This is a genomic window from Streptococcus parasalivarius (assembly GCF_054785155.1).
In genome coordinates this window covers 130,660-147,262 of record NZ_BAABOB010000001.1, presented here as the reverse complement: position 1 = coordinate 147,262, position 16,603 = coordinate 130,660, and the positions used below count along the sequence as shown (strand labels likewise).

The following is a 16,603-nucleotide window of genomic DNA, read 5'->3' as shown; positions in this document are numbered from 1 at the left end:
CTTTTGCTATGGTTATATAATATCAGAGTTCAAATACTTTTGCAAGCCCTTACAAAAGTATTTTTTGTTTTTTGAGGTAAAATCTTGACCAAGATTATAAGTCATGATAAACTATTGTTAGTTTATAAACTAACAGAAAGAGAGTTACACGATGAAAACAAGTGCAATTATTGAATTTAAAGATACATACGCTAGCATGGAATGCCACGAGCTTGGTTACCAAACCAAGGAAACTGCCTTAGCTATTATTTCTCCTACTGGACATATTCTATCAAGTACACCGCTTTTCAGAAAGGTATATGGTTCAAATACTGCTCACATCGACCAACTTCCTTTCAATATAGATAACCTCAGTATCACAGCAAGAGGTCTTAGTAAAAAGGCTAAAGCCAACTTGGAAGATTGGATTACCCATACTATAATTCTTCCAATGGACTATGATAAGTCCTTTACTAAGCATCAAGAACTTTTGCACCTCTTAGCAGAGTCACCTATCGTTGAGTCTGTCCAATCTTTAACTTATAAGACAGTAAAGATTCATTTTTCCGAAGCACTCAATGATGAACATATTCGCCAACTGCAAGGTTTTATTCTCGCTCAGGCAGGCATCTATAGCTATATTGGGACATCTACAGTCTCAGACCGAAATGCCCATCAGGCTCTTGAATGGGCTAAACTTGATGTTAATGGTCGTTCGCACAACGATCACAAGCCTGCTATTTTCCATCGTAGTAAGGGCCTCTTAAGTGGTTTCTTTCACCATGGAAGCCAAGAAAGTATTGCATAGATAATAATTGGGACACCTTGTGTCCTTTTTTGGCAACTAAAAAACCCACCATAAAGGTGAGCTAAATCGATTTATTTACTGTGTTTCCAGTTACTGTAGATACTAAACACTACAATCCAGATGGTTGCTCCGATAGCTCCGACAACTGTTGACTTTTGCAAGAAGAGACAAACAAAGACGAAGATGAAGAAAAGGATAGTCAAAGGATTAAGAATCTTATAGGCTGGCATAAGGAAGCCATCTGCCATAAACTCTTGAGACTTACGGTACTTGAGATGAGCAAGCATGGTCAAAATATAGATGGCAATGTAGACACCTGATGAAGATGCGGTAATCAAAGCGAAGGCGTCAGATACACCAGGTAAGACGTTGATGAAGGCTGAAACACAAACTACAATGGCTGAAACAATGATAGCACGTGAAGGAATACCATTACGGGCCAAGGTATCAAGTTTCAAAGCTTTCATAACCTTACTGTTTGGTGTTTCCCTAGCGATTTGGAAAAGGTGACGGCCAGTTGAATAAAGTGTTGAATTCAAAGAAGAGGCTGCTGCTGTCAAAACAACAAAGTTAATGAAAGCAGCTGCCCACTTGATACCAGCCATTTGGAAGACCGTTACGAAGGGTGATTCATTAACTGGAAGTTTTTGCCATGGGAAGATAGCCATGATGGCAATGAGCGCTCCCACATAGAAGATTACAATACGAACCGGAATTTCCTTGATTGCCTTTGGCAACACCTTACGAGGATTTGCTGTCTCAGATGTTGTAATTCCTACAAACTCAATAGCTTGGTAGGCAAAGAAAACCATCTGGAAGGTCATGACAAAGCTTACCCAACCTTTAGGGAACATCTGGAAGCCTTGTGTAATGTTAGTAAGGCTCGCATGTCCAGCTGGCGTTTCAAAGTTAGTTGCTACCATAAATATCCCTGTGGCTATCAAGGCAAGAATGGTGATAATCTTGATCATTCCAAACCAAAACTCAACTTCCCCGAAAATCTTAACCGCAATCAAGTTCACCGAACTCAAGATAATCAGGAAGACAATCTGAATCTGCCAGGCAGGCCAACTTGGAAACCAAAACTGCACATAGTTCGAAACAGCTGTAATTTCTGCCATTCCAAGAAATACCAGTGATACCCAGTAAGACCACCCTGAGAAGAATCCCCAGCCTTTACCAAGGTATTTCGTAATAAAGTTAATAAAGGTATGCTGGTCCGGGTCCATGTAGAGCATCTCACCGATAGCTCGCATCATGAGGTACATGAAGACACCTGTCAGCATATAAACAAGGATAATTGAAGGTCCTGTTAGGGAAAGGGAACGCCCTGCCCCAAGGAAGAGACCTGTACCAATCGTACCAGCGATGGCAATTAGCTGAACGTGTCTGTTTTGAAGACCACGTACCATACCATTTTTAGTCTGGTTATCGTCATCGTTATGATGTTGCTTTTGCGACATTTTTTTCACTCCTATTCTATTTAACATGACTCAAGGAGCCCTGCTATTTTTAACATAACCTGTATTGTACCATTTTTGAAACAACCGGTCAATATTGTGTATAAAATTCAGAACATTCCGACAAAAAATAAGAACTCGGAATAAATCCAAGCCCTATTTTCAAATTATTAAGATTCTGGATCATCTAGGCTTCGCCCATGTAGACCCTTTTCACGTTGTACTTGTCGGAGTTTTTCAGGGGTAACATCATTACCTTCTTCATCAACAACTTTGATCCCTTCAATGTGGTGACGAACCGAACGACGATAACCTTCAATGTATTCTTCACGAAGTTTTGCTTGTTCCACCTCTTCTTCTGGAGTCAAACCTTCTGTTTTTTTCTTTTTAGCAAGCTCATTGATCCGAGCGATTTTTTCAGGTGTCATAATAAGACCTACTTTCTACCTGTCATCAGGTTATTATTTTGTATTCAATTGGTTAAAGGCTGCAACTGCTTTGGCTTTAGCCACAAGACCCGAAAGAAGGGCCAAACGGTTATTTTTAACAACTTCATCCTCTGCCATTACCATCGTGTTGTCAAAGAAAGCATCGATGACTGGGCTAAGAGCAAAGAGCTGAGCCAATTTGTCACTAGCTGAACCAGTCAATTCAAGCTCTTCAATTGCTTTAGAAAGGGCTTTTTCTTGATTATTTTCAAAGAGACTGGCATCGACTGCTACTGAAGCATCTGCTTTTTCTGCCAAGTTGAAGGCACGTGAGAGTGATTCAACAGCTGCCTTGTAACCATCAGCTTTAGCAGCTTCTGAGAGGGCGTCAGCTGCTTCAAGCATATCCGCAACCACGAAGTTTGAACCAGCAAGAACGGCTTCTTTGATATCTTTTGATGTGCGTCCCATCATCTTATCCACACGCGCTTTGATGAAGTTGATGACTTCTGCTTGATTGTCATAAGAAAGACTATCAAATGATAGGGCGTAAAGGCTGTCGATCAACTCATCCATAGGGATGTGCCAACCAAAGGCATCCAAGATACGAACAATCCCTTGCGTTGCACGACGAAGCGCATAAGGGTCATTCGAACCAGATGGAATCAAGCCAACTGAGAAGAAGGAAAGGAGGGTATCCAATTTATCTGCAAGCGCAAGGATGGCACCAACCTTAGTCTCTGGAAGAGCTCCGTCTGCTGAATCAGGAAGGTAGTGCTCACGGATAGCTGTCGCAACCGCAGCATCCTCACCAGCAAGGAGGGCGTATTTTTCACCCATGATTCCTTGCAATTCATCGAACTCTCCGACCATACCAGTCAAGAGGTCAAATTTATAGATTTCAGCTGCACGCGCTACGGCTGCCGTTTCTTCGGCAGTCAAACCAGCTTGCTCAGCCAATGACGCGGCAATGACACCAGCACGGGCCATGTGTTCTGAGAGAGAACCGATTTTTTCATGGAAAGTCACGTTAGCCAATTTAGCAACCAGGTCTTCAATCTTAAGTTTTTGGTCTTCACGCCAGAAGAATTCACCATCTTCAAGACGGGCCACCAATACTTTTTCATTTCCTCGAACAACATTTTCCAAGTGCTCGGCGTTACCGTTACGGACTGAGATGAAGTTTGGTTTAAGCTTACCGTCAAGGTCACGTACAACAAAGTAACGTTGGTGCGTTTCCATTGATGTCACCAAGACTTCTTCTGGAACGTCCAAATACTTAGTATCGAAACTTCCCATAAATGCAGTTGGGTATTCGACCAAGTTCAAGACTTCATTCAAAAGTCCTTCCTCGATTTGGACTTGAACACCTTGTTCTGCTTCGATAGCTTTGATTTGCTCACGAATCATGTTTTCACGTTCTTTGCTATCCGCAATCACGTAAACAGTACGAAGGTCTTCCTCATAAGAATCTGCATTGGTGATTTCCACTTCATGCCCAAGGAAACGGTGACCACGGCTCACACGACCTGACTTGATATCCAAGAAGTCAAGGTCAAGCGCTTCGTCGCCCAAAAGAACTGTCAAGGTGTGAACTGGGCGAATGTATTCAAATGTGTTGTTAGCCCAGTGCATGCTGACAGGGAAAGTCAATGAAGCAAGTACTTCTGGAACGCCAGCCAAGACTTCTTTGGCAGGTTTTCCAGCTTCGTGTTTAGTAACATAAACGTACTCTTCACCTTTGACTTCACGGAATTCGATATCGTCAACAGTCAAGCCTTTCCCACGGACAAATCCTTGCGCCGCTTTTGAGAAGTTACCTTCTGCATCCAAAGCGATTTTCTTAGAAGGGCCTTTAAAATCTTCGGTCAAATCGGATTGTTGATCAGCCAAACCAATCACACGGACTGCCAAACGGCGTGGTGTTGAGAAGGTTTGAATGCTTTCGTATGAGAGACGGTTATCATCCAAGAAGGCTGCCATTTTCTCCCCGAGTTGTTTTTCACTTGGTGTGACAACGTAGGCTGGCAACTCTTCAAGTCCAAGTTCTACTAATAAGTTTTTTGTCATGTTTTTTCCTTTACAAAATTCTTTTTTTGATAGGCGCCTATCCCTTTAGCAAGTCTTCGACTTGCCTCTGGGTAGCCATGTGGGCTCACTTTGTTTGCCCATTTTCCATTCTTGTAACTTTGCTTATTCTTCCTCTTCTGCTAGGAGTTTTGTGCGTGTGGCTTCGTCAAGAAGTGGGTAACCAAGTTTCTTACGTTCTGCAACGAAGGTTTTGGCTACGACACGGGCCAAGTTACGGATGCGGGCAATGTAACCGGCACGTTCTGTAACAGAAACAGCGCCACGAGCATCTAGCAAGTTAAAAGTATGTGAACATTTCAAAACGTAGTCATAGGCAGGGTGAACAAGACCCAATTCCAAAGCACGTCCTGCTTCTTTTTCAAATTTTTCGAAGTTTTCAAGAAGCATGTCTTGGTCAGAAACTTCAAAGCTGTATTTTGAGTGTTCGTATTCTGGTTGAAGGAAGATTTCTCCGTATTTAACGCCTGGAGCCCACTCAATATCGTAAACAGAATCTACTTCTTGGATGTAAGAAGCCAAACGTTCCAAACCGTAAGTGACCTCAGAAGTTACCGGACCAGTTGCCAATCCACCAACTTGTTGGAAGTAGGTGAACTGAGTGATTTCCATACCGTCAAGCCAAACTTCCCAACCAAGACCAGCTGAACCAGTTGATGGGTTTTCCCAGTTATCTTCAACGAAACGAATATCGTGTTCCAAAGGATTGATGCCCAATTTTTCCAATGACTCAAGGTAGAGCTCTTGGATGTTTGATGGAGAAGGTTTCATAACCACTTGGAATTGGTGGTGTTGGTAAAGACGGTTTGGGTTTTCCCCGTAACGACCATCTGCTGGACGACGAGATGGCTCTACATAAGCCGCATTCCATGGCTCAGGACCAATGGCACGAAGGAAGGTGTAAGGACTCATAGTTCCCGCACCCTTTTCATTATCATAAGCCTGCATGAGCATACACCCCTGGTCATTCCAGTATTGTTGCAAAGTCAAAATAATTTCTTGAAATGTTAATTTCTTAGACATTGAATACTCCTTAATTTAAATGATTTCTTGCGACACGAGTCTGCCTCGTCGATTATACGAGGTAAGACGAGTTAGTACTGCGTCTAGCTCGGACACCCTAGTGTTGAGCGTGAGGCAGTCCGACTATAAGGAGGTCTCTGCCGCTGACGCAGTGGAAAGTCAATTTTTTAGACATGTTTTACTCCTTATTCATAAAGTTTCTTGTGACTCAGGATACAAAAAGAACCGTGTCTCTGCTCCTAAGTCGTTTGACCTAGGGGCGTCAGAAACGCGGTTCCACCCTAATTTATTACTTCATTTTATCTGTTTGTTCTCAGCTCTTTGCTGAGAGAAAGCGCCACTTGCCTACTTTGCTCTACTTGGCTTCCACTGTCCCAAGCTCGCTAGAAAAACGCCATAAGCCCTTCTTTCTTGTCAGTATTATAGCAGAAATAGAGAAACTTGTAAAATAAAATTCTAATCCTTCTTACTAATCCCCATTTCCTGACGAACATGTGCATGGGAGTCTTCATGGAGAATCTCATTATCAATAATTGAAGCTTCTCGAAGTTCTTCGGCCTTTTTCTTGTCCCGATGGGTCAAGTCTTGATTGGGATCATAAGCTTTCTCAACGATAGACAAGAGATGATTTCGAATTTCCTTTTCCTTACGAATCTTAGCTTTTTTGCGGTAGTTAGCCACAACCAGCACGACCAACATCAGCATTCCCAGATAACCGATAATAGGATACATAACCGCTACCAGTTGACGGAAACCCATGAAGGAAATAGCAAAACCAGCAAGGGCAAATGCAGCCACAAAGAACTTGAAGCGTTTCTCACTACCTGCTGAAAAGCGTTTACCAAGGGCATAGTAGAGACTAAAGACGGTATTAAAAATCAAACCAAAGATCACCAAGGCGTAAAGTGTCGCAAAGATAGGATTCACTTCCTTAGCAATAGCCAACATAGGAACATCCGAGCTAGCAATTTTATCACTGTTAGCAAAGAGGATCAAGGTTGTGACAAAGAAAATCACACCAACCATAAATCCTCCCCAGGCTCCACTCTTTTCGGCTTCATTGATTTTGAGAATAGAGCCACCCATGACAAAGGCCATAGCGATGGCTGACATGACACAAACGGCAAAATAATTAACCACAGACAGCCAAATACTTGGGAAGGGAGATTGAATGGTTTGCGACACCTTATCCATCTCAGCAAAATCCCAATGACGTCCTAAAACATTGGTCACGAATATCATGGCAATCATAACCAAAATCATAGGGGTAAAAACTCCAATAACACCAATGATTTTTTTGAAATCTAGGAAACTCACAAAGATAGTCAGAGCTGTACACAGGAAGGCACCTACCCAAATCGGAAAGCCGAACTGTTGGTTTAGGTTAGCCCCTGCCCCCGCTGTCATCACAAAGCCAAACAGGAAACAAGTGATAATCAAAGCGATATCCAAAATACGGTAGATAACAGGATGACTGATTTCTGCCAGGACTACTGAGTGATTGTCTGAGCTGTAATAACTTCCCAAAGCAATCATGAGTCGCCCAAAGCCAACATGCAAGATTCCTAGAACTATGACACCTATCAGTCCCCAGGCTCCAAAACTAACAAAATACTGTAAGAGGTCCTGTCCTGAAGATACCCCTGCACCAATCATCACACCGACATAGGCCAGGGCAATGCTCCAAATACGTTTTGACATATTACCTCCTGTAAAATACAAAGTATTTTTATTTTACACTACTCTAACACCTTTGTAAAAATCAATAAAAAAACAGCACCTTCATAAGAAAGTGCTACTCATACTCTTATTTTTCCCAACCTTTTCGTCCATCAACAAAGGTTGCTTGTAATTCCAAGGAGTCATCTAATACAATAAAATCAGCTGGTAAACCTGCTTTTAGGCTTCCGCAAGTATTTTCAAGCCCAACCGATTTAGCTGGAACACTAGTGGCCATTTGTAAGGCTTGAGCAACTGTCACAAGTCCCCAATCAACTACATGTTTGACACCGTCTTTAAGTTGTAAGATAGATCCAGCTAGATTACCACCTTCTTTGAGGCGGGCGGTACCATTTTCAACAATAACAGGAAGTTCTCCTAACATATAGTCGCCGTCCGGACAGCCTCCCGCTGACATACAGTCTGTAACTAGGGCAACTCCTTGAGGTGTCTTTTGCTTGATAAGAACCTTACAAGCTGCAGGGACCACGTGATGACCATCTGCAATCAGCTCACCAATAGTTTCTGGACTATCGAAGGCTGCCCCAACCATACCTGGCTCACGGTGGGTAAAGCCACGCATCCCGTTGTAGACGTGAACCCAAACGGACGCCCCGGCTTCCACTGCTGCCATGGCTTCTTCATATGTGGCATCGGAATGACCTAGAGCAATAGTCACGCCTTGCTTGGTCGCTTCTTGAATAAATTCAGCCACTCCCTCACGTTCAGGAGCAAGGGCCAATTTAATTAGTTTTCCTTGAGCCGCCTCCTGCCATTCCTTCAGTTGTTCCACACTTGGATTGCCCATATACTTAGGATTTTGAGCGCCCTTGTAGGTTTCAGTGAAATAAGGTCCTTCAAAGAAGAGCCCTTGAATTTTGGCACCAGTCTCCTTACCAACCGTATTAGCTGTTGTTTGGCAAATAGCCTTCAACTCTTCAAATGGCGCTGTTAAAGCTGTCGGTAAGAAGGAGGTCACACCTGCTGAAAGCAAAGCTTGACTCATGCCTATAAGACTTTCCTCAGAATTATCCATGACATCATAACCCGAAAATCCATGAATGTGAGTATCTACAAGACCCGGAGAAATCTGATAATCACTATAATCTAGCACCTCTGCACCTTCTGGTACATTTTCCGTCCAGTCACCAAAACGGCTATCCTCAACCGCTAGGTAGCCACCTTCCTTGATTTTATGTTCAAAGTAAAAACGTTTGGCTGAAATATAATAGGTCATAGGACCACCTCTCATCATTTTTCTATGTTTTTAATACGCTTTCATTATAACAAAAAAGCCGAGAAATTTTCTCGACTTTCTCTATTAAATCACACCTTCTGTAACCTTTTCAACAAGGTTAATCGCATGGTCTGCGATACGTGTGTAATGTGAGAGGTAATCAACATAGTTGATACCTGCTTGCGCAGTACACTCACCATTGTTAAGACGTTTGGTATGTATTTTACGCAATTGTTTTTCAAGTTTTTCCAACTCTTCATGGCGAAGGATGACTTGACCTGCAAGTACCTTATCGTCATCTACAACAACACGAATACTATCAAGGGCGATACGGTGAGTACGGTTATAAACATCCGCAAGCTCAGCCTTGGCAGTATCAGAAAATTCAATTCCCTTATTATGAATGTGTTGTGAAAGGTTTGCACTTGCAAGTGCAAGGTCACCAATACGCTCCAAGTCACGAACAGAGTCAAGCACACTTGCCAACACTTCATTTTCAGAAACGCTTAGAGATTCGTTAGAGATGTCAATCAAATAAGTTGTCAATTCTTCGTCAATACTATTAACTGCTGTTTCATACTTCTCAACCTTATCGAAGTATTTTTCATCTCCCTTAGCAAAGAAAGCATAGGAAGCTTCCAAAGACTGGATGGCGTATGATGCCAAGTGCACCAATTCTTTCTTAGCATTACCAAGGGCGATAGCTGGTGCTTGTGTGATAAGCAAACGGTCCAAGTAGAGTGCTTCGTACTTGTTAATCTCATCTTCACCAGGAATAATCTTAGTCACAAGGTAAGCCAAGAGTCCGATGAATGGGAATTGAACAATAGTATTTGCGATGTTAAAAGTACCGTGAGCAAAGGCGATAGTCATCTCAGGTGTCAAACCAAGCACAGACTTAAACCATTGAATCAAGGCTGTGAATGGTACCAAGAGGATCAAACACAAGACCGTCCCAATGACGTTGAACAGTACATGAGCCCCTGCCACACGTTTAGCTGCAATGTTTGAACCAAGAGCAGCTAGAACCGCTGTGATAGTCGTCCCGATATTATCCCCAAAAAGGATTGGAAGGGCACCTTGCAGATCAAGCAAACCACCTGAATAGAGACTCTGAAGAATACCGATGGTCGCTGCTGACGATTGAATCAACATGGTCAAGCCAGCACCGATGATAACCCCCATGACTGGGCGATCACCCAAGGTTGCCAAGTAGTCCTTAAAGGCTGTAACTGACTTCAAAGGTTCTACCGCATCTCCCATAAGGTTAAGGGCAAAGAAAATCCCCCCTACACCAAACAAGATACGTCCTAGGTTATTGAGCTTCTTATTACTCGTAAAGAAGAGAAGCGCCGCCCCTATGAAAATCACTGGAAGGGCATAGTCACCAAGCTTGAAACCAATCATGAAGGAAGTTACGGTTGTCCCGATATTCGCCCCCATGACAATACCAATAGCCTGACGAAGACTCAAAAGCCCTGCCGAAACCAGACCTACGACAATAACGGTCACCCCTGAACTCGACTGAATCAAGGCCGTCATGACAATACCAATCAGAACCCCTAAAAATGGGTTGCTGGTATACTTATCGATGTAAAAACGCAACTTATCTCCGGCTGCTTGTTGAAGACCATCTCCCATGTACTTGATACTAAAAAGGAAAAGCCCCAAACCACCGAGGAAAGAAAACGCAATATCTTGCCAATTTACTGACACATTTTTGTCCTCATTATTTAAAATTTTTCGGTAAAACCGACCTTTCTATTGTATCGATTTATCAGAGAATAGACAAGACTTTTTCCACAAAATAATAGAAAGATCAGAAGAAAATCTGACCTTTCTAGATATCTCAATTAATCCACTTGAACATAACGGCGAACACCACTATAGCTGATGTAAGAAATCCAACTATGACCATCTTGAGTAACCTTCATATCAAAGTTAATCTGATCGCCTGCTTCTAAGTAAAATTCAACTGGAGCCGTATCACTAGGAGTATTTTTGACAGCCGTACGTTTGGTAAGCTTGTAGCTGCCAGATTCTGCTATGCCACCATCAATTGGAAGTTGATTGTCAGTAACTGTCACGTCTTTAGGTAGCGTCATATTATCTGATTCTTTTAAGTAGACCTTTGTTCCTCCAGTACTGGTTACTTGAATGGTATCTTGTTCGTAGCTTGGACCAGAAATAGCTGCTTTTTTAGAGACAAAGCTAATGTCTCCAACGATACCAGAGGTGTCCCCCCTATCTCTTGAGAGGGTAGCATCATACTTACCTGAGCCCTCTTGATAATCATCTTTCGGGTGTACATAATTATGAACTGTCGCTTGGCCTTGTGCAGTCATATCTCCTACTAGGTTAGTGTTGTTAAAGACCAGACGACTGCCATCACTAGACTTCCAAGTTCCGGCAATACTATCAAACTGACCACGCGCTACCGCACTCACATCCATATCCACAGTGGTCACTTGCGTATCCGTTTTAGCTTGAGCTTGACTGCAAGATTGACTTCTTGAAGCTTGACTATCACTTGAGCTCTTTGGTGCTTGGGATTGACTCGCTGAAGATTGATTCTCGTTTGAAGATTTAGGAGCCTGTGACTGACTGCTTGAGGGAACTGATGAACTATTTGAAGATGATGACTGAGCCTGACTACTGCTTGAACTTGGTGCAGAAGACTTTTTGTTACTTGGTGCACTTGAAGATTCAGTATTTGAACCAGAAGACTCCTTGACTTTAGCACTAGACTTGCTGGTCTTACCACTATCTTTATTGGATGATTTAACTCTACTTGATGAGGTCACCTGGCTGCTCTTAGGCGTCTTATCTGCTGAACTCGATTCCTTATGGCTGGAACAGGCCGTCAGCAAAGCCATTGAGGAAAGGGTAACCATTGAAAGCACGATTACTTGTGAAAATTTGTTTTTCATAATCATTTCCTCATTTCTAGTCTTTCATAAAAAGTAAAGATAGGGCCTATATTATAAGGAAACATCAGGTTCTCTCTACTTTTAAGGGAACAATATCTTCTACACTTTCATTATATCATTTTCTAATGTAAACGCTAATATATTAGCCTTGTAAATCCTGAAATAGAGATGAAAATATCTTGAATCCTTGTGATATAATAGAGACAAAAAATTGAAAGTTATACCATGACACTTTATCTTCTAGCACAAGTATTCTCAGCCATAGGTGCCCTATGTGTCGCCATATCCTCTTTTGCAAAATCAAAAAATAACATGCTCATCTGGCAAATTACCGACTATATTTTTACTGCTATTGCCAACCTGCTTCTCGGAGGCTATACCGGTGCTTTAACCATTAGTATTTCCATCATACGTAATAGCCTGATAGTCAAAAAGAAGATGACCAAGACAATCTTGACCATCCTCATCATTATTCAAATCATCGTCGGAACCTATCTCAATCAACTTGGGATTATTGGTTATTTACCTATCATCTCTTCAGTTTCCCATAGCCTAGCTATTGCTGCCACACCAAACCTTCAGTGGCTTCGCTGGATCATTATTGAAAATATGTTACTTTGGCTAATTTACGATTTGACCATTCAAGCTTACCCAGCTGCCATCACTGATGTCACTATCACACTTACTACTCTCATTGCCATTATCAGAAATCGAAAAACCTTTAGCAAACAATAAAGCTAAAGGTCTTTTTCTTATAGAGCCCAAGTACGAATGGCGTGTGCCACACCTGCCTCGTCATTTGTCAAAGTCACATACTTACACAAAGCCTTAATGTCGTCACTCGCATTACCCATGGCAACGCTTTGACCGACGAATTGAAGCATTTCAAGGTCATTAGCAGCATCGCCCAGAGCCATGATTTGATCTGGGTTAATGTCAAGCTTTTCTGCTAAATGTTTAAGCCCGCTAGCCTTTGTTGCCCCCTGCGGCATGATTTCAAAGATATAGTCTTGACTACGAACTGTGCTATAGCTCTGACTAAGTCCATCTTGCACGGCGTTTTGGAAGGCGTCCAAAGGTTCAGAATTTGCCATATACATGGCTTGGAAAATCACTTGCCCTTCCGCAAAGATTTCTTCCAAACTCCTAGCTTTCGCTTCTGTGAAAACAGTCCCAGCATCATAAGCTACTAACTCAGGCACCTCATCGCCCACAACATAGTAAGTTTTTTCACCAGTAAAGGTTAGAGCCACCTCTGGGAAGCCTTCACAAGCCTGCAAGAGTTCTTCCATTTCAGGGCGAGATAAACTTTCAGATTGAATCAAGGTCCAATTTTTAGTTTCATAAGTAGAGCAACCATTGTTCATGATAATATACTCTTCTTCACTCAATCCTAATTTCTCAAAATGAGGAAGAATACCTGAACGCGGGCGACCCGTACAGAGTACGATTTTAATACCTGCTGCAGCCGCCTCTTGAATAGCCTTGATATTCTCTTCAGGAATCTCTTTTTGGCTATTTAAAAGCGTCCCGTCCATATCTATTGCAATGAGTTTCACTTGATTCTGATTCATTTTACTCTCCTTCGACCCTAATAAGTGTCATAAATGGTTAACTGGTATTGTTCAATGATGCTGTTTAATTTGTCTCCATAAGTTGTATCCGTAGCGTAGACCCCTGTTAGGGCAGCAGTTGCATCCTTATAATTCTTAGTCTTGGAACGGTGTACCCCTACATAGTAGCTACCCTCAAGGAAGTCTACGTAGTCCTGTAAAGAATTTTCCACAGAGCCATAAGAACGAAAAGCTGCATCAATATAGTAAGGATTGCCCTTACCATCATCCTCCCAGGTTGGTAGGGTTACACTTTGACCATTGTAGTCCCCCTTAATCCCAAAGAAGTTATAGGACGGCTTCTGACTCAAAGTAGATTGTCCAGAGTCAGATTCCAAGATGGCCTGAGCAATCATGACAGATGCATAAAGATCGTTTCTAGCCGCCAAATAGCGGGACGTCTCGCCAATCTCGGCAATAAAAGCAACCGTCGTCTCATCCGTAGATGTCATGTTCTTTTCCATGGTCAACCTTGGAAAATTTAAACTAGCTAGGAGTCCCAATAAGGCAAATAGGCCAATAAAAATCAGACTCCACTTCTGGAAAAATTTAGGAAAGAGCAAGAAAGACTTCTTTTTCTTTTTAGTTTTCTTAGGTCTAGCTTTCGACTTGCTTTTCTTTTTTCCTTTTGCCAATTGGTCACCCCCTCAATCATACTAACTTCTCTAAGTATATCAAAATTCACTAAAAAAGACCCAAACCAACCGGTTTAAGCCTCCATTATATTAAATGGCGTCTCCACCACGTTCACCAGTACGAATACGGATAACATCATCAATAGGAACGATAAAAATCTTCCCATCACCAACTTCTCCTGTCGCCACGGCGCTACGAATGGCATCAACAACTTCGTCAACTGCCATGTCCTTGACTACAATTTCAACCTTAACCTTAGCTAATAAGGTAGGAACAATGCGCTGTCCACGAACAAACTCTGCAAAGCCACGTTGATTACCATAACCTAGGACTTGACTTACAGTCATTCCCTTAGCCAGACCACTACCAGTCAAGGCATTTTTCAAATCTTCTAATTTATCCGAACGAATAATCGCTTCTACTTTTTTCATCTGTATTCTCCTACGAATCTAAGCCCATAAAGGTTGGATAGGCTGTTTCCTTGTGTTCACAGTCATCGAGACCAATAGCTTCATCACGGTCACTAACACGTAAAGGCATATAATGAGCAATTACTTTAATAATACCATAGGTCACAAGAGCAGACCAAATAGCTGTAAAGATAATAGCTAAAATAGTCACTATAAACAGATGCGCCTTTCCATAAATCAAGCCAATATTGGCCTTATCTAGGGCTAAATCTGGTGTCGTAAAAATCGCAGTGGCAAAACCACCAAAGATACCTCCAACACCATGGCAACCAAAAGCGTCCAAAGCATCATCATAGGCAAAACGTTTCTTCAAGACTGAAATAGCATAGAAACAAATCGGACTAACCATAAGACCAATTAGAATAGCACTCCAAATTGAAACAAAACCAGCTCCAGGTGTGATTGCAACTAGACCTGCTACCAAACCGGTTGAACCACCAACCAAGGATGGATGTCCTGTGACATGTTTTTCAATTGCCAACCATGAAAACATGGCTGCAGCAGCTGACACATGAGTGGTTACTAGCGCGTGAACTGCCAAACCATTAGCAGCCAAGGCTGATCCTGCATTAAAGCCAAACCAACCAAACCATAAGAGACCCGCTCCCAATAGGACAAATGGAACATTATGAGGACGGTGTTCTAAAATACCAAAATCACGACGTTTTCCAACCACGATTGCCAAAACTAAGGCCGATACACCCGAAGTAATATGAACCACATCACCACCTGCAAAGTCAATCGTCCCCCATTTTGCAAGGAGCCCTTCATCCCAAACCATATGTGCAAATGGATAATAGACAAAAAGTAACCAAAAGACAACAAAAATGGCTAAAGGGGTAAAGCGCATCCGTCCTACCACTGAACCCGTCAATATCGCCACACAGATAATCGAAAACATCATCTGAAAAGCAGCAAACAGCATATCAGGAATGGTTAAACCACGGCTTGAGGCCGTTTCAGACACACCATTTAAAAAAAGGTGACTGAAATTACCGAAGAAATTCCCATGACCGCCAAAAGAAAGCGAGTAGCCAGCAACAATCCACAAGAGAGAAGCTATAGCTAAGGGAAGAACAGACATCATCATGGTATTGATAACATTCTTACGACGTCCAAGCCCACCATAGAAGAAGGCCAAGGCCGGTGTCATCAAACAAACCATGGCAGAACAAATCAATATAAAGGCACTGCTACCTGTATCCATGAAACCACTCCAATGCGTAAATTATTTTATGTCAGATAATATAACACAAAATTATGAGGCATACAAGTTTATTTACGGAATTTTTCGATAATTCTTTCTTTTCTAACATCTTGTGTTGCCACAAAAAAAGAGCCTCTTAAACCCCATGAAAAAGGTTATAAAGCTCTTGCCTGTTCATTTTTCGCTCTTTAGCAACGGTTTTTATAGCCTGATTAGGTTTCATTCCAGAGGCAATTAAAGCTTCTACAGCCTCTTCCGGGGTAACATTTGATGTTAGATTTTCTTCCTTATCATTTTCAGAAGCTCCAGCCACAATCAGTAAACATTCACCCTTGAGAGGATTACTAGCAATATAATCTAAAACTTCTGAAATAGATCCTCGTTGGTACTCTTCATAAAGCTTGGTCAATTCTCGAACTAAAGTTACTTGACGGTTGCCATAGACCTCATGCATATTTTCAAGAGTATCCACCACACGGTAAGGTGACTCGTAAAAAATCTGTGTCTCAGGATAAGACAGTTTTTCCTTGAAGAAATCAATCTGCTGTCCTTTTTTACGGGGTAGGAAGCCATAAAAAATATGAGGTTGGGGTGCTAAACCACTGGCAATCAAGGCTGTAATACCAGCCGATGCTCCCGGTAAGGCCACCACTGGAATATCCTCTGCAATGGCAGCTTTAACCAAATCATGCCCAGGATCCGAAATAGAAGGCATCCCCGCATCAGAAACCTGAGCCAAAGAAAGACCTGACTTCAAGCGCTCCAGTAAATCTGGAATTTTCTCATAGGCATTGTGCTCATGAAAAGAATACTGCTTCGTTTCAATCTCAAAATGCTTGAGCAAGAGACCCGTATTGCGCGTGTCCTCCGCACAAATAAGATCTACCTCTTTCAGGATTTGCACACTACGAAAAGTCATATCCTGCAAATTCCCAATAGGTGTGGGAACCAGATAGAGGGTACCGTAGCTAGATTGCCCCTTAAAACTCTTTTGAACCTGCATGT

Annotated in this window: 15 protein-coding genes; 2 read left to right on the top strand and 13 right to left on the bottom strand. The window is 42.2% G+C overall.

All coding sequences use genetic code 11. The features are described from left to right. Positions 1-151: 151 nt before the first annotated feature. Positions 152-787, top strand: coding sequence for a hypothetical protein (locus ACYVQ1_RS00705; protein ID WP_002890245.1), 636 nt, complete (start codon positions 152-154; stop codon positions 785-787). 71 nt (positions 788-858) lie between these two features. Here the strand turns inward: ACYVQ1_RS00705 and ACYVQ1_RS00700 are convergent, their stop codons facing one another. The 8 genes from ACYVQ1_RS00700 to ACYVQ1_RS00665 form a co-directional block, all read right to left on the bottom strand. After that, positions 859-2,250: an amino acid permease gene (locus ACYVQ1_RS00700; protein WP_461249495.1), complete on the bottom strand. Its 1,392-nt coding sequence runs from the start codon at positions 2,248-2,250 to the stop codon at positions 859-861. A 167-nt stretch (positions 2,251-2,417) separates the two neighbouring features. Next, positions 2,418-2,675 carry a DUF896 family protein gene (locus tag ACYVQ1_RS00695; protein ID WP_002886085.1) on the bottom strand — a complete coding sequence of 86 codons (258 nt, stop codon included), beginning with the start codon at positions 2,673-2,675 and terminating at the stop codon, positions 2,418-2,420. Between the two features lie 33 nt (positions 2,676-2,708). Beyond that, entirely contained in the window at positions 2,709-4,745 is a 2,037-nt protein-coding gene (gene glyS, locus ACYVQ1_RS00690) for a glycine--tRNA ligase subunit beta (protein ID WP_461249494.1), read from the bottom strand. A 123-nt stretch (positions 4,746-4,868) separates the two neighbouring features. Further along, the gene (gene glyQ, locus ACYVQ1_RS00685; RefSeq protein ID WP_031575254.1) at positions 4,869-5,786 is read right to left on the bottom strand and encodes a glycine--tRNA ligase subunit alpha; all 918 of its coding nucleotides are present in this window, start codon (positions 5,784-5,786) and stop codon (positions 4,869-4,871) included. 456 nt (positions 5,787-6,242) lie between these two features. Beyond that, positions 6,243-7,487, bottom strand: coding sequence for a YkvI family membrane protein (locus ACYVQ1_RS00680; RefSeq protein WP_461249493.1), 1,245 nt, complete (start codon positions 7,485-7,487; stop codon positions 6,243-6,245). A gap of 106 nt (positions 7,488-7,593) precedes the next feature. Next, positions 7,594-8,742 carry an N-acetylglucosamine-6-phosphate deacetylase gene (gene nagA, locus ACYVQ1_RS00675; RefSeq protein ID WP_461249492.1) on the bottom strand — a complete coding sequence of 383 codons (1,149 nt, stop codon included), beginning with the start codon at positions 8,740-8,742 and terminating at the stop codon, positions 7,594-7,596. Positions 8,743-8,826: 84 nt separating this feature from the next. Next, positions 8,827-10,458, bottom strand: a complete 1,632-nt coding sequence (locus ACYVQ1_RS00670; RefSeq protein WP_461249491.1) for a Na/Pi cotransporter family protein — start codon at positions 10,456-10,458, stop codon at positions 8,827-8,829. A gap of 137 nt (positions 10,459-10,595) precedes the next feature. Next, positions 10,596-11,672, bottom strand: a complete 1,077-nt coding sequence (locus ACYVQ1_RS00665) for an SH3 domain-containing protein (protein WP_461249490.1) — start codon at positions 11,670-11,672, stop codon at positions 10,596-10,598. 225 nt (positions 11,673-11,897) lie between these two features. Between ACYVQ1_RS00665 and ACYVQ1_RS00660 the strand changes: the two genes are divergently transcribed. Further along, complete coding sequence (locus ACYVQ1_RS00660; RefSeq protein ID WP_461249489.1) at positions 11,898-12,407, top strand: YgjV family protein; 510 nt, start codon at positions 11,898-11,900, stop codon at positions 12,405-12,407. A gap of 17 nt (positions 12,408-12,424) precedes the next feature. On the opposite strand, the gene ACYVQ1_RS00655 is transcribed toward ACYVQ1_RS00660, so the two are convergent. From ACYVQ1_RS00655 to rsmI, 5 genes are all read right to left on the bottom strand, one after another. Then, positions 12,425-13,246: a Cof-type HAD-IIB family hydrolase gene (locus tag ACYVQ1_RS00655; protein WP_461249488.1), complete on the bottom strand. Its 822-nt coding sequence runs from the start codon at positions 13,244-13,246 to the stop codon at positions 12,425-12,427. A 17-nt stretch (positions 13,247-13,263) separates the two neighbouring features. After that, a complete protein-coding gene (locus ACYVQ1_RS00650) occupies positions 13,264-13,920 on the bottom strand; it encodes a glucosaminidase domain-containing protein (protein WP_002890229.1) in 657 nt (218 codons plus the stop codon). 90 nt (positions 13,921-14,010) lie between these two features. Then, positions 14,011-14,352 (bottom strand): P-II family nitrogen regulator, encoded by a 342-nt coding sequence (locus ACYVQ1_RS00645; RefSeq protein ID WP_002886165.1) that lies wholly within the window; start codon positions 14,350-14,352, stop codon positions 14,011-14,013. A gap of 10 nt (positions 14,353-14,362) precedes the next feature. Continuing rightward, positions 14,363-15,598 carry an ammonium transporter gene (locus ACYVQ1_RS00640; protein ID WP_461249487.1) on the bottom strand — a complete coding sequence of 412 codons (1,236 nt, stop codon included), beginning with the start codon at positions 15,596-15,598 and terminating at the stop codon, positions 14,363-14,365. Between the two features lie 136 nt (positions 15,599-15,734). Continuing rightward, the gene (gene rsmI / locus ACYVQ1_RS00635) at positions 15,735-16,601 is read right to left on the bottom strand and encodes a 16S rRNA (cytidine(1402)-2'-O)-methyltransferase (RefSeq protein ID WP_461249486.1); all 867 of its coding nucleotides are present in this window, start codon (positions 16,599-16,601) and stop codon (positions 15,735-15,737) included. Positions 16,602-16,603: the final 2 nt, after the last annotated feature.